The 13,511-nt window shown below is 73.6% G+C and carries 11 protein-coding genes; 10 read left to right on the forward strand and 1 reads right to left on the reverse strand.

Features of this window, described 5'->3' with window-relative positions:
* The first annotated feature begins 6 nt into the window (after positions 1-6).
* The 8 genes from PU704_RS12590 to PU704_RS12625 all read left to right on the forward strand — a co-directional run bounded on the left by PU704_RS12590 (position 7) and on the right by PU704_RS12625 (position 9,633).
* Entirely contained in the window at positions 7-1,170 is a 1,164-nt protein-coding gene (locus PU704_RS12590; protein WP_277551584.1) for a TAXI family TRAP transporter solute-binding subunit, read from the forward strand.
* Complete coding sequence (locus tag PU704_RS12595) at positions 1,160-3,157, forward strand: TRAP transporter permease (RefSeq protein ID WP_277551585.1); 1,998 nt, start codon at positions 1,160-1,162, stop codon at positions 3,155-3,157. Before PU704_RS12590 ends, PU704_RS12595 begins: the two co-directional genes overlap by 11 nt.
* Before the next feature lie 15 nt (positions 3,158-3,172).
* On the forward strand, positions 3,173-4,102 hold the full coding sequence (locus tag PU704_RS12600) for an enoyl-CoA hydratase/isomerase family protein (RefSeq protein WP_277551586.1): 930 nt from the start codon (positions 3,173-3,175) through the stop codon (positions 4,100-4,102).
* 85 nt (positions 4,103-4,187) lie between these two features.
* Positions 4,188-5,069, forward strand: coding sequence for a 3-hydroxyacyl-CoA dehydrogenase family protein (locus PU704_RS12605; RefSeq protein ID WP_277551587.1), 882 nt, complete (start codon positions 4,188-4,190; stop codon positions 5,067-5,069).
* Positions 5,070-5,115: 46 nt separating this feature from the next.
* Positions 5,116-6,330, forward strand: coding sequence for a CaiB/BaiF CoA transferase family protein (locus PU704_RS12610; RefSeq protein ID WP_277551588.1), 1,215 nt, complete (start codon positions 5,116-5,118; stop codon positions 6,328-6,330).
* Positions 6,327-6,947 carry an acyl-CoA thioesterase gene (locus tag PU704_RS12615; RefSeq protein WP_277551589.1) on the forward strand — a complete coding sequence of 207 codons (621 nt, stop codon included), beginning with the start codon at positions 6,327-6,329 and terminating at the stop codon, positions 6,945-6,947. Before PU704_RS12610 ends, PU704_RS12615 begins: the two co-directional genes overlap by 4 nt.
* Positions 6,944-8,401, forward strand: coding sequence for an MFS transporter (locus PU704_RS12620; protein WP_277551591.1), 1,458 nt, complete (start codon positions 6,944-6,946; stop codon positions 8,399-8,401). Before PU704_RS12615 ends, PU704_RS12620 begins: the two co-directional genes overlap by 4 nt.
* Positions 8,398-9,633: an acyl-CoA dehydrogenase family protein gene (locus PU704_RS12625; RefSeq protein ID WP_277551592.1), complete on the forward strand. Its 1,236-nt coding sequence runs from the start codon at positions 8,398-8,400 to the stop codon at positions 9,631-9,633. Before PU704_RS12620 ends, PU704_RS12625 begins: the two co-directional genes overlap by 4 nt.
* Before the next feature lie 88 nt (positions 9,634-9,721).
* Here PU704_RS12625 and PU704_RS12630 read toward each other — a convergent pair whose 3' ends face one another.
* Positions 9,722-10,654, reverse strand: coding sequence for a LysR family transcriptional regulator (locus tag PU704_RS12630; protein ID WP_277551593.1), 933 nt, complete (start codon positions 10,652-10,654; stop codon positions 9,722-9,724).
* Positions 10,655-10,856: 202 nt separating this feature from the next.
* Here PU704_RS12630 and PU704_RS12635 point away from each other — a divergent pair, with 202 nt between their 5' ends.
* Together PU704_RS12635 and PU704_RS12640 are read left to right on the forward strand one after the other, a co-directional pair.
* Positions 10,857-11,723: a hypothetical protein gene (locus PU704_RS12635; protein WP_277551594.1), complete on the forward strand. Its 867-nt coding sequence runs from the start codon at positions 10,857-10,859 to the stop codon at positions 11,721-11,723.
* A 308-nt stretch (positions 11,724-12,031) separates the two neighbouring features.
* On the forward strand, positions 12,032-13,432 hold the full coding sequence (locus tag PU704_RS12640; RefSeq protein ID WP_277551595.1) for an acetamidase/formamidase family protein: 1,401 nt from the start codon (positions 12,032-12,034) through the stop codon (positions 13,430-13,432).
* Positions 13,433-13,511 lie beyond the last annotated feature (79 nt).

Below are 13,511 nucleotides of genomic sequence, written 5' to 3' on the forward strand. Positions count from 1 at the left end.
GCCGTCATGAGGACAACGAGAACACGGTTCGCCGCCCTGGGCGCCGTCGCCCTGCTGGGCCTGACCGGCTGCGGCGCCGCCGTCGGGGAGGAGCCGGTGGGCCCCAACGGGCTGCCGCAGCAGCTGGTGTGGTCCACCTACAACGTGGGCACCGGCACGTACAACGACCTCGCGGCGATCGCGAACACGCTCACCAACGAGGAGGGCGTGCAGGTGCGCCTGATGACCGCGGACACCGGCATCGGCCGGCTGGCCCCGCTGGTCAACGGCACCGTGGACTACTCCCGGGCCGGGGACGAGTACTACTACGCCTTCGAGGGCGACTACGAGTACGCCAGCCCGGAGTGGGGGCCCCAGGACCTCCGGATGGTGTGGGCGCCGCTGGGCAACTACGGCCTGCTGGTGCGCGAGGACAGCGGGATCGACTCCTTCGCCGACCTGGAGGGCAAGCGGTTCCCGGAGCTGACCGCCAACACCTCGATCAACAACAAGATGGAGGGCTTCCTCAACTACGGCGGCCTGACCGGGGAGGACGTGCAGAAGGTCCCCGTCTCCTACGGCGAGCAGATCGCCGCTCTGGAGGCCGGGCAGATCGACGCCCTGTACCAGAACGTGGTGGGCTCCAACATCGACGAGCTCGCCTCCACGCACGACGTGAAGTGGCTGGGCTTCGACGACCCGGACCCGGCCCGCTACGAGACCTGGGAGGAGCTCATGCCCATGGTCTCGGTCGGCGAGGTCACCGACGGCGCCGGGATGGAGAAGGGCGAGAGCGCCCGCGTGCTCGAGTACACGATCCCGCTCACCACCCTGGCCTCCCGGGACGCCGACGAGGTCTACCACCTCGTGAAGTCGATGGTGGAGCACTACGAGCGCTACGGGACCACCACCCCGGACACCCACCGGTTCTCCTTCGACGCCGTCCTGAAGGAGCCTCTCGTGGTCCCGTTCCACGAGGGCACCGTGCGCTACTTCGAGGAGCGCGGCGTGTGGACCGAGGAGCTCGAGCGGAAGAACCAGGAGCTCGTCGAGCGCGGCGAACGGATGCGGGAGGGGTGGCCCGGCGTCGTCGAGTCCTCCTCGGAGGAGGCGCTCGCGCAGGACTGGGCGGAGTGGAAGAAGACCGAGCTGGACACCGAGCCGACCGAGGGGACCGACGATGAGAACTGACACCCGGGTGACGACCCCGTGGCGGGCCGCCGTGATCGTGCTGACCGTCCTGGGCGTGCTGCTGGCCATGAACCAGGTCTTCTTCTGGAACGTGGGCGGGCTGTCCCTGCTCACCAACTCCTACCTCTATCTGATCCTGGCCGCCTTCCTGCCGGTCGTGTTCATCGTCAACCCGCTGCGCAAGGTGCCCCTGGCCGCGAAGGTCGGGGCCGGCCGGGACGACGACGCACCCGTGCCGCACGAGTCCCCGGTCCGCTGGTACGACGTGCTGCTCATGGTGGTCGCGGCGGCGGTGTGCGTGTACTTCGCGGTCAACGGCACCCGGATCAAGAACTTCGGCTGGGAGTTCATGGCGCCGACCACGGCCACGGTGGCCGCCTTCGTGCTGTGGCTCGTGGTCCTGGAGGCCCTGCGCCGCACCGGCGGGACGGTGGTCACCGTGATCGCCCTGCTCTTCTCGCTCTATCCGCTGGTCGCCGAGAACCTGCCGATCGGGGTGCTGCAGGGCGTGACCTACGACCTGCCCACGCTGGCGCAGGTGCACATCATGGGCGCCGAGGGCGTGCTGGGCCTGCCGATCCAGACCGCGGCGACCATCCTCGTGGGCTTCCTGGTCTTCGGCGTGGCCCTGCAGCACACCGGCGGCGCGGACTTCTTCCACAACCTGTCGATGTCGATCTTCGGCCGCTACCGCGGCGGCTCCGCCAAGGTGTCCGTGGCCAGCAGCGCCGCGATGGGCATGATGAGCGGCAGCGCGGTGTCCAACGTGCTGACCACCGGGCCCATGACCATCCCGGCCATGAAGCGCTCCGGGTTCAGCCCCACCTACGCCGGCGGGATCGAGGCCACGGCCTCCTCCGGCGGGTCCATCACCCCGCCGATCATGGGCACCGCGGCCTTCCTGATGGTCTCCTTCGTGGGGGTGCCCTACACGGAGATCCTGGTGGCCGCCACCATCCCCGCCGTCCTGTACTTCCTGGGCATCTACCTGCAGGTCGACGGGTACGCGGCCCGCAAGGGGCTGAAGGGCGTGCCCGTGAGCATGCTGCCCCGGACCCTCGCCACCCTGGTGCAGGGCTGGCCCTACGTCCTGGCGCTGGCCCTGCTCACCGGGATGCTGTTCCTCACCGGCTCCGAGGCGCAGGTGCCCTACTGGGTGATCCTGGTGCTGCTCGTGGTGGCCGTCCTGCGCCCGGGCCAGACGTTCGGCCTGCGGGAGTTCACCGACTTCCTGGTCGACTCCGGCCGGACGCTGGGCAACATCATCGGGATCATCGCCGGAGTGGGCCTGATCGTCGGCGGGCTCACCGCTACCGGCGTGAGCCTGTCCCTGGCCCGCGAGCTGGTCTCGCTGGTCGGCGACAACGTGGTGCTCATCCTCATCGCCGGCGCGGTCACCTGCTTCGTCCTCGGGATGGGCATGACGATCTCCGCCGCCTACGTGTTCCTGGCGATCGTCATGGTCCCGGCGGTGATCGACCTCGGGGTGAACCCGCTCGCGGCGCACCTGTTCGTCATCTACTGGGCGTCCGTCTCCTACATCACCCCGCCCGTGGGCCTGGCCGCCTTCGCGGCGGCGGGCCTGGCCAAGGCCCCCGCCATGGCCACCAGCGTGGCGGCCATGAAGCTGGGCGCGGTGAAGTACATCGTCCCGTTCGGCTTCGCCCTCAACCCGGCGCTGGTCGCCCAGGACTCGCCCGGGCGGATCCTGCTGGCCTTCGCGCTGAGCGTCGTGGGCGTCTACGCCCTGGCCTCGGCGATCGAGGGCTGGACGGTCGGCTTCGACCGCCGGATGCCCGCGCTGTTCCGGGTCGCCGCGGCCGTCGGCGGGTTCCTGCTCTTCCTGCCCACCCCGCTCACCGCCGTCGTCGGCCTGGCCCTCGTGGCCGGGAGCGTGCTGCTGACCTTCCTCACCGTGAGGACCGGGCCCACCGACGACGACGCCCCAGCGGCCCGGGCCGATGCGCCCGTCACCGCGAACGCCTGACCGGAAGGACCAGCCATGAGCGAGACCACCACGGACACGACCACCGGCACGGCCGCGGACACCACCACCGGCACGGACGCCGGCACGACCACCGGCGCCGACCCGGCCGCGGACACCACCACGGGCACCGGAGCGGACACCAGCACCGGCACGGACGCCGGCATCGAGACGGGGACGGGCACCGTCGTCGTCGAGCTGCGGGGCCGCGTCGCCGTCGTCACCGTGACCCGGCCCGAGGTGCGCAACGCCCTGAACGTCGGGGTGCTGGACGGGATCGAGGCCGCCCTCGACGCGTGCGAGCGGCGGGCCGACGTCGACGCGGTCGTCTTCACCGGCGCGGGGGAGAAGTCCTTCGTGGCCGGCGCGGACATCTCCCAGCTGGTCGGCTACACGCTGCAGGACGGGCTGCGGGCCCGGATGCAGCGCCTCTGGGACCGGATCCAGGACCTCGAGCTGCCCACGATCGCCGCCGTCAACGGCGTGGCCCTGGGCGGGGGCAACGAGCTGGCGATGTCCTGCGACATCCGGATCGCCGCCGACCGCGCCCGGTTCGGGCTGCCCGAGGCCGGCCTCGGCATCCTCCCGGGCGCCGGCGGCACCCAGCGGCTCTCCCGGCTCGTGGGCCTGGGCCGGGCCCAGGAGATGATCCTCACCGGCCGGATCATCGACGCCGAGGAGGCCCTGCGGATCGGCCTGGTCACCAGCGTGGTGCCCCCCGAGGAGCTGCTCGACGCCGCGCTCGGCACCGCGGGCACGATCCTGGCCAAGGGGCCGCTGGCCGTGCGCCTGGCCAAGCTCGTGGTGCGCGGCGGCGCCGAGACGGACCAGCGCACCGGGCTGCTGCTGGAGCGCCTGGCCCAGTCCCTGCTCTACGCCGCCGACGAGAAGGCCGAGGGCGCGAGCGCCTTCCTGGAGAAGCGGCCCGCGCGCTTCCGCGACGCCTGAGACACCCCACGGCCGGCACCACGGCCGAACCCACCGACCACGATCCACCACCCGAGGCCCCGCGCGGCCTCTCGAAGGAGCCACCATGAACCCCCAGCCGAGCATCGACGCCGTCCACGACGTCCTCGTGGTGGGATCCGGGGCCATGGGCACCCAGATCGGGGCGGTCTTCGCCCTGGCCGGCTATCCCGTCACCACCAGCGACCTCGACCCCGCCGCCCTCGAGCGGTCCCGGGACGAGGTGCACCGCCGCCTCGACCGGCTCGCCGAGAAGGGCCGCCGCAGCCGCGAGGAGGTCGACGCCGCCCTGGCCCGGATGGCCTACACCACCGACTCACTGGAGGCCGCCAGCACCACCGACTTCGTGCTCGAGGCCGCCGTGGAGCGGCTGGACATCAAGCGGCAGCTGTTCGCCGACCTGGACGAGGCCGCCCCCGAGCACGCGATTCTGGCGACCAACTCCTCCACCATCCCCTCCTCCCTGCTGATGGACGCCACCGGGCGCGGGGACCGGGTGTGCAACATGCACTTCTTCAACCCGGCGCTGGTCATGGCCTGCGTCGAGGTGGTGCGCAACCCGCTGACCTCGGACGCGACCGTGGAGACCACCCTCGAACTGGCCCGCCGGCTCGGCAAGCAGCCGGTGCGGCTCAACCAGGAGGTGCCCGGCTTCGTGGCCAACCGCCTGCTGGGGGCCCTGCGGGACGAGGCGCTGCGGCTGGAGGCCGACGGCGTGGCCGGCTTCGAGGACATCGACGTGGCCGCCCGCACCGCCCTGGGCCACCCCATGGGCCCCTTCGAGCTCATGGACCTGGTGGGCATCGACGTGTCCTACCTGATCCGCCTGTCCGAGCACGAGCAGAGCGGGGACCCCGCGGACCTGCCGCACCCCTCCGTGCAGAAGCTCTACGAGCAGGGCCGCTACGGCCGCAAGACCGGCCGCGGCTGGTACGAGTACGCCGGCTGAGCCGCCACCCGCGCGCCGCACCCACCGAACCACGAGGAGAGACGACATGAGCCAGTTCGAGGACCTGCGCGTCCTGCAGGAGATCTTCGGCCGCCCCGGCACCGGCCCGCTCGCCGGGGTGGTGGTCGCGGACCTCAGCCGGGTGCTCGCCGGCCCCTACTGCACCATGCTCCTGGCGGACATGGGCGCCACCGTGATCAAGGTGGAGTCCACCGCCGGGGACGACGCCCGTGCGTGGGTGCCGCCGCACCGGGACGGGGAGAGCACCTTCTTCCTCTCGGTCAACCGGAACAAGCACTCGATCGCCCTGGACTTCGCCGACCCGGAGCAGCTGGAGGTCGTGGAGCGGATCGTCGCCCGGGCGGACATCCTCGTGGAGAACTTCAAGCCCGGCGGGCTGGCCCGCTACGGCCTCGACTACGAGAGCGTCAGCGCGTGGCGCCCGGACCTCGTCTACGCCTCGATCACCGGATTCGGCACCGCCGGCGGCGCGGACCTGCCCGGCTACGACCTGCTGGCCCAGGCCCTCTCCGGGATGATGAGCCTCACCGGCAGCCAGGACGGTGAGCCGTATCGCGCCGGCGTTGCCCTGTTCGACGTCATCACGGGCCTGCACGCGGCCACCGGCATCCTGGGCGCCTTCCACGAGCGCCAGGCCTCCGGGGCGGGCCAGCACGTGGAGCTGAACCTGCTCACCTCGGCCCTGTCCGGGCTGGTCAACCAGTCCGCCGCCTACGTGGCCGGCGGCAGCGTGCCCACCCGGATGGGCAACGAGCACCCCAGCCTCTACCCCTACGAGCCGTTCCCCGCCCGGGACAAGGACATCGTCATCGCCGTGGGCAACAACGGGCAGTTCGCCCGGCTCTGCCGGTGCCTCGGGGCCCCGGAGCTGGCCGAGGACGAGCGGTTCCGCACGGTCTCCGCGCGCAACGCGAACCGGGTGGAGCTGCGCCGGCTGATGATCGAGCGGCTCGCCGCCCGGGACGCCGAGGACTGGTTCGAGCGGCTCAAGGCCGTGCAGGTGCCCTGCGCCCCGATCCTCGGGGTGGACGAGGGCGTCCGGTTCGCGGAGGGGCTCGGCCTGGACCCGGTGGTCCTCGCCGGGTCCGGGGACCGCGAGATCCCCACGGTCCGCCACCCGGTGGAGTTCAGCCGCACCCCGGTCGACTACACGCAGGCCCCGCCGCGGCTCGACGGCGACCGGGACCGGGTCCTGGCCTGGCTCGAGCGCGGGCGGCCCGCGGTCCGGAAGGCGTCATGAGCGCCGTGCACCGCACCGTGCTGCCCGTGCGCTGGTCCGACCAGGACCTCAACCGGCACGTCAACAACGCCCGCGTGGTGACCCTGATCGAGGAGGCCCGGCTCTCGGCCGTCGCCGACTGGCTGGGGGAGGACGGCGTCCCGGACCCCGCCCGCCCCCGGGTGGTGGTGTCCCTGTCCCTGGACTACCTGCGGCCCATCGACCACGGCCCGGAGCTCACCGCCCACGTCTGGGTGGCCCGGCTCGGCCGCTCCTCCTACACCGTGGCCTACGAGCTGCGCCAGCACGGCCGGGCCGCGGCCCGGGCCCGCACCGTGCTCGTGCAGACGGACCCGGCCACCGGACGGTCCGTGCCGCTGCCGGAGGGGGTGCGCACGGTCCTGGAGGGCCTGGTCGTCCCGGACCCGGACCCGGACCCGGAGCAGGATCCGGAGCGGTCCTCCGGGGCGGACCCGGACCCGGAGCGCGGCCCAGCACCGTCCCCGGGATCGGAGCCGGCCCGGGAACCGGAGCAGCGGGCCGCAGCGGTCCGGGAGTCCGAGCCGGCCCCGCGGACGGGGCGCGGGCCGGCGCCGGATCCCGCCCCGGCGCCGGGCTCCGTGACCGCACGTGCATGAGCGCCGCGGCGGGGCCCGGACGGGGCGCGGGGCGGATCGCCTATCCGGCGCTGCTGGCCACCACCGCGCTGGGGACCATGTCCTCGAACGTCATCAACGCCCCGCTGTGGGTGATCCGCACGGATCTGGGCATGACGGCCCAGCAGTCCGTCCTGGCCGTGAGCGCCTTCACGATCGCCATGGCCACGGCGGTGCCGCTGGCCGGCTGGCTCGGCGACCGGCTCGGGGTGAAGGTCTTCCTCATCGCAGCGCTCGGGGTGATGGTGCTCGCGGAGCTCACGGCGGCCTCGGCCACCGGCCTGGAGACCCTGGTCTCCGCCCGCGCGGTGCAGGGCGCGGCGTGCAGCGCGATCCCGCCGTGCGTGCAGGCCGCCCTCGTCAGCACCTGGCCGGAGCGCACGGCGCAGACCATGGGCGCGTGGGCCTCGGCCATCGGCGTGGGCCAGGCCGTGGGGCCGCCCTTCGGCGGGCTCCTCACCGAGGCGCTGGGCTGGCGCTGGGTCTTCCTCGTGCACGCCGGGCTGGTGCTCGTGCTGATGGCCCTGCTCGCGGCGTCCATGCCGAAGGTCGGGCGGCGCCGCCCGCCCATGCACGTGGCCGCGATGGCCTGGCTCGTGGTGGGCGGCGGCTCCACGGCCACCGCCGTGCTGCTGGCCGGGCAGACCGGCCCGTGGACCGCGGTGGCGCTGCTCGCGGCCTGCGCGGTGCTCGGCTGGTGGCTGTTCGCCCACCTCTCCCGGCGCCGGGCCCGCCGGTCGGCGGCGGACGGCACGGCGCCCCGGCCCCTGCTGGACCCCGCCCTGCTGCGGGACCCGGCCTACCTCACGGCCGCGGCCGGGGCGGGGCTGGCCATGGGGACCCTGGCGGTGGCCATCGTGGCCGTGCCGCTGTTCCTCGGCGCCGAGCTGCGGCTGGGCCCGGCGCAGATCGGCGTCGTGGTCTTCACGCTCGCGCTCGCGATGACGGCCACCGGCCCCGCCGCCGCGCGGATCGGCCGGCGGCTGGGCAGCCGGGTGCAGTTGGGCCGCGGCGTCGCGCTGGTCGTGCTGGCCGCCCCCGTGGTCACCGTGGCCATGGCGACCTCCGGGCTGGGCGTGGCCCGCTGGGTGGTCGTGTCCCTGGTGGTGCTGGGCCTCGTGCTCGCCGGGATCGGCATCGCCCTCGCCCAGAGCGCGGCGGCCACGGAGCTCGTCCTCTCGCCCGCCGGCCGCTCCGGCGCCGCCGTGGGCATCCACAACATGATCCGCTTCCTCTCCATGGCCGCCGGCTACTCCGCGGTCTCCCTGGCCTGGGCCACCGGCGCCTCCCTGTTCGTCTTTCCCGCGCTCGCCGTGGCCGCCCTGGGCCTGCTCCTGCTGCTGCGGATCACCCGGGGCCCTGAGCCGGCCCCGGCGCCCCCGCCCCTTCCCACCACCGCGGGTCCTGCGACCCGCCGACGAAAGGACCGACCATGACCACCACCTCCAGCGCTCCCTCGACCGCGTCCCCGGAGGCCGTTCCCGCCGGCGCCGCGACCTCCGACTACTTCCGGCTCGACGACGACCTCAGCCCCGAGGAGATCGCCGTGCGCGACCGCGTGCGGGCCTTCGCCGAGCAGCAGGTGCTGCCCCTGATCAACGACTACTGGGAGCGTGCCGAGTTCCCGTGGGAGCTGCTGCCCGGCCTGGCTGAGCTCGGCATCATCGGCACCACCATCCAGGGCCACGGCTGCCCGGGGATGAGCCGGAAGGCCGCCGGGATGGTCGCCCGCGAGATGGCGCGGGTGGACGGCAGCATCAACACGTTCCTGGGCGTGCACGGCAACCTGTGCATGGGCGCGCTGAACATGCTCGGGTCCGAGGAGCAGAAGGACCGCTGGCTGCCGGCCATGGCCCGGCTGGAGAAGACCGGGGCGTTCGCCCTCACCGAGCCCGAGCACGGCTCCGACTCGGTGGCCCTGGAGACCACCGCCCGCCGGGACGGGGACTGCTGGGTGATCGACGGGCACAAGCGCTGGATCGGCAACGGGCACGCGGCCGACGTCGTCGTGCTGTTCGCGCGCAGCACCGAGGACGGGAAGGTCAACGCCTTCGTCGTCGAGAAGACCGACGCCGGCGAGCACCCGGCCGGCTACCGGCCCGAGGTCATCACCGGCAAGGTCGGCAAGCGGGCGATCCAGCAGGCCGACATCGTGCTGGAGGGCCTGCGGGTGCCCGCGGCCAACCGGCTGGAGCACTGCCGGTCCTTCAAGGACGTCTCCCGCGTGCTGCAGGCCACCCGCGGCGGCGCCGCCTGGGAGGCCGTGGGCCACGCGATGGCCGCGTTCGAGATCGCCGCCGACTACGCCTCCCGCCGCAAGCAGTTCGGCCACGCGATCGGCAGCTACCAGCTCGTGCAGTCCCGGCTGGCGAACATGCTCAGCGAGCTCACCGCCATGCAGCTGCTGTGCGACCGGATGGCCGAGCTCGCCGACCGGGGGCAGCTGTCCAACGCGCAGGCCTCGATGGTGAAGATGGCCACCGCGCAGAAGGGCAAGTGGATCTGCAACGAGGCCCGCGACCTGCTCGCCGGCAACGGGCTGCTGCTGGAGAACCACGTCATCCGGCACATGACGGACATGGAGGTCGTCTCCACCTACGAGGGCACCGACTTCATCCAGGCGCTGCTCGTGGGCCGGGACATCACCGGGATCTCGGCCTTCAGCTGAGCCGCCCGGTACGGGGCCACGGTGCCGGAGTCCCCGGCGGCGTGGCCCCGTGCCGTGTCCCCCGGTGTCGTGTCCCCCGAGCGGGGGGTCACGGCGCCGGGAGCGGGTCCTCCGGGACCGAGGAGTCGGCGGGTGCGGGGAACACCGTCTCGGAGATCTCGATGACCGACTGCAGGGCGGGATTGGGGTCCCCCCGGCGCCAGATGAGCCGGACCTCCACGGGCTTCTGCTCCCGGGTCAGCGGCTTGTAGACCACACCCCGGGAGGGCACGTTGTCCCGCACGCTGGAGAGGATCAGGGAGATGCCCATCCCGGCGCCCACCAGCACCACCAGCGTCCAGGAGTCCGGGGCCACCTGCACGATCCGCGGGACGAAGCCGGCGTTCATCGCCAGGGTGTTCAGCCGGTTGGGCAGCGTGGCCCCGGCCCCTCCGGGCAGGACGATCCAGGCCTCCTCGGCCAGGTCCTGGACGTCGACGGTCTCGCGGTCGGCCAGCCGGTGGCTCTCCGGCAGCGCGATGAGCAGCTCCTCGAGGGCGACCAGCCGGGAGTCGACCTCCGCGGGCAGGAAGTCCCAGCGGCCGATCACCAGGTCGAGGGAGTCGTCCAGGACCTTCTGCAGGCCGAGGTGGGAGAACTGCGAGCTGTAGAGCTCCAGGCTGATCCCCGGGCGCAGCCGGCGGACCTGCCGCGCCAGCTCGCCCACCGCCTGGTTCACGGAGGCCCCGGCGAAGCCGAGCCGGGCCCGCCCGATCTCGCCCTGCTGGGACTTGCGGACCACGTCCTTGATCCGCCGGGCCAGCATGACCAGCTCCCGGGCCGGTTCGAGGAGGGCCTCGCCCTGGGGCGTGAGCGTCACGTGGCGGGTGCTGCGCTCGAACAGGGTGGCGCCCAGTTCGGCCTCCAGCTGCCGGATCAGCCGGCTCAGGGGTGGTTGCGCCATGTGCAGGCGCTTGGCCGCCCGGCCGAAGTGCAGCTCCTCGGCGACGGCGAGGAACGCCTGGGCCTTGTGGACTTCCATCCCGCCAGACTATGGCGTGCCGCGGAGGCGGAAGGGCCGCCTCCTCGTCGCAATCGTCATCTATGGGGCTTGTGCGCCGGTCCGTGGCATGCTTCGTCTCGTTATGGGCGCCGTCACGTCTCGGAAACGTCCCGTGCCCGGTGCAGTAACACGGCTTTCCTACAGTTCGGAGCAGCACCCGCCCCGCCCCCAAGGAGCACCCATGACCGAGCACGCCGGACCAGGACCCGCGCCCTCCCTGCCGCACGCGCGGCGGCGGGCGCTCCGCGTGGTGGGCGGCACCGCGGTGGAACCCGCCGGCACCGTGGAACCCGCCGGCACCGAGGAGGAGCGGGCGCGGGCCCGTGCCGCCGCCGCGCGCGCCGCGCACCCGTCCTCCGGGATCGGCGTGCCCGGGTTCCGGCGTCCCGAGCCTGCCGCCACGGTTCCCGGCGCCCCGGACGTCCCGTCCGTCCCCGCGCCGTACCCGGCGCAGGAGCACGAGGACATCCCCGCCCTCGACGGCGCCGGCCCGCACCTCGCCACGGGCCGGGCGTTCCTCGCCGCCGCCCGGCCCGGGGACGTGCTGCGGGTCGAGGTGCTGGGCCTGGCCGGCGGGAGCGCACCGCTGGAGTCCGGATGCACCGCATACCTGCCGGTCCGCACGCAGGGCACGGCCTTCTGCCCCCGGGAGCTCTGCCGGGCCCTGGGCTCGGCCGAGGGAGACCCGCAGGGCTCCTTCCGTCTCACCGTGTGCCCGGCCGGCACGCAGGACCTGCCCTCCGTGGCCCACCGGCACCCGTTCGCCGAGACCGACGAGCACTGGATCGTCGTCGGGCACTCGCGCGTCGAGGCGCCCGAGGAGCCGGCGGGTCAGGCCGGAGCCGGGGACGACGCGCGGTCCTTCTGCATGACCACGGCCATGCACCGGGCGGTGAGCGCCGGGGTGGAGTTCCTGCAGCGGGACCGCGGCATGGACCGGCCGATCGCCCACGCCTACCTCTCGGCCACCGCCCAGTTCGCCGTCACCCGCCTGGGGGACGGCACGGTCGGCGCGCACGGACGGATCCGCAAGGCCGACTTCGCCTGAGACAGCCGGAACACACGCCGATTCCTCGGCGTGTGCAGTTGCAATGGTCATATTGCGCATGCACTCACCACGACCGCGCCCGAGCCCCTACTGTGGGTGACGCAGGTCACGCGGGCGTCCGTGCGCGGTTCCGACGACGAGGTCGGGCTGCCTGCCGCCGGTCGGAGCACCACGGCCGGGGCGCCCGGTGACCTGTCCAACCCCCGCGCCGTCACGGCGCGGAAACACCGGGGCGCCGAACCCGTAACACCGTCTCCCTAAGGTCGTAGTCATTCGACGCACCCGCATCCGACCTCGGGAGACCACCCATGCGTGAGCACCTGGCACGACGAGCCGCCGACGAACTCCAGCGCGGCCTCGGGCGGCGCACCTTCTTCCGCGCGGCCGCCGGCGTGGCCGCCGGCGTGGCCGCCGCCGGCGCCGTCACCACCACCGGCGCGGGGGCCGCAGCCGCCGCCCCGGGCGCCGGTGGCCGGCACGCCGCCGGGCACGCCGCGGGACGGGGCGGGCGTCCCGGCTTCCGCGGCACGGTCCTCCAGCCGGGACGGGGCCCGATCCCCGGCGATCACTACCTGCCCTCCGAGGTCGACCGCGTCCTGTGGGGCTATGTGCCGTCCGTGGACGCCGAACCCGCGCTGCGCATGCGCTCCGGGCGGACGGTCACCATCGACGCCGTCTCCCATGAGGGGATCCTCGAGGACCAGGGCCGGGACCCCGTGGAGTTCTTCGCCGGGCAGGGCGTTCCGCGGTCCCGGGTGCTCGACGACGCGGTGGAGATCGCCCGCGACTACGACCGCACCGAGCGGGACTTCGACCGCGACGGCCCGCACGTGGTCACCGGACCCGTGTTCGTGGAGGAGGCCCGCCCCGGTGACGTCCTGAAGGTCGAGACCCTGCGCGCGGACCTGCGGGTGCCGTACGGGGTGGTCTCCAGCCGGCACGGCAAGGGCGCGCTCCCGGGACCGGCCCGCGGGGGCCCGGTGGCGGACCTCCTCGTGGAGGACATCCTGCCGGCGGTGGGCACGGACGGCCGGGCCACCGGGAACCCGGAGGAGTACGGCAACGTCTCCACGTTCACCCCGGTCGAGCACGGCCAGGGCGTCATGGCCGGCGGGGCGGTGCGCTTCCCGCTGCGCCCCTTCATGGGCATGATGGGCGTCGCCCACCAGCGGGGCGCCGGGCCCACCGACGACCTGCTGAACTCGATCCCGCCCACCCTCGGCGGCGGCAACATCGACATCCGCCACCTCGGCGTGGGCTCCACCTTCTACCTGCCCGTGCAGACCGACGGCGCCCTGTTCTACATCGGTGATCCGCACATGGCCATGGGTGACGGCGAGGTGGCGCTCACCGCGATGGAGGGCTCGCTGCGCGGGACCTTCCGGCTCACCGTCTGCCGCGCGGGGGAGGGGGACGCCCCGTCCGTGGCCCACCACTACCCCTTCGCCGAGACCGCCGAGCACTGGATCCCCATCGGGCTCTCCGACCCGGACGGCGCCGGCGGCGGCGAGCAGAACTCCGACCTGGACGTGGCGATGCGCCGGGCCGTGCTCAACGCCCTCGACTTCCTCGAGCAGGACAGGGGCATGGAGCGGGCCGTGGCCTACGCCTACCTCTCGGCCGCCGCGGACTTCGCGATCTCCCAGGTGGTGGACCGCACGGTGGGCGTGCACGGGCTGATCCGCAAGGCCGACTTCGACCGCTCCTGACCGCTCCCGAGCATCCCCGGCCGCCCGGGCGTGCGGGGCCTCCGGTCGCCCGGCTGCTCGGGGCGCCCGACCTCCGGGG

It is taken from the genome of Kocuria oceani (genome assembly GCF_029524215.1).
GTDB classification, from domain to species: domain Bacteria; phylum Actinomycetota; class Actinomycetes; order Actinomycetales; family Micrococcaceae; genus Kocuria; species Kocuria oceani.

Coding starts and splice junctions, on each gene's coding strand:
- PU704_RS12615 (WP_277551589.1), top strand. CDS start 6,327: ATGAGCGCCGTGCACCGCACCGTGCTGCCCGTGCGCTGGTCCGACCAG.
- PU704_RS12595 (WP_277551585.1), top strand. CDS start 1,160: ATGAGAACTGACACCCGGGTGACGACCCCGTGGCGGGCCGCCGTGATC.
- PU704_RS12590 (WP_277551584.1), top strand. CDS start 7: ATGAGGACAACGAGAACACGGTTCGCCGCCCTGGGCGCCGTCGCCCTG.
- PU704_RS12620 (WP_277551591.1), top strand. CDS start 6,944: ATGAGCGCCGCGGCGGGGCCCGGACGGGGCGCGGGGCGGATCGCCTAT.
- PU704_RS12605 (WP_277551587.1), top strand. CDS start 4,188: ATGAACCCCCAGCCGAGCATCGACGCCGTCCACGACGTCCTCGTGGTG.
- PU704_RS12600 (WP_277551586.1), top strand. CDS start 3,173: ATGAGCGAGACCACCACGGACACGACCACCGGCACGGCCGCGGACACC.
- PU704_RS12625 (WP_277551592.1), top strand. CDS start 8,398: ATGACCACCACCTCCAGCGCTCCCTCGACCGCGTCCCCGGAGGCCGTT.
- PU704_RS12640 (WP_277551595.1), top strand. CDS start 12,032: ATGCGTGAGCACCTGGCACGACGAGCCGCCGACGAACTCCAGCGCGGC.
- PU704_RS12630 (WP_277551593.1), bottom strand. CDS start 10,654: ATGGAAGTCCACAAGGCCCAGGCGTTCCTCGCCGTCGCCGAGGAGCTG.
- PU704_RS12635 (WP_277551594.1), top strand. CDS start 10,857: ATGACCGAGCACGCCGGACCAGGACCCGCGCCCTCCCTGCCGCACGCG.
- PU704_RS12610 (WP_277551588.1), top strand. CDS start 5,116: ATGAGCCAGTTCGAGGACCTGCGCGTCCTGCAGGAGATCTTCGGCCGC.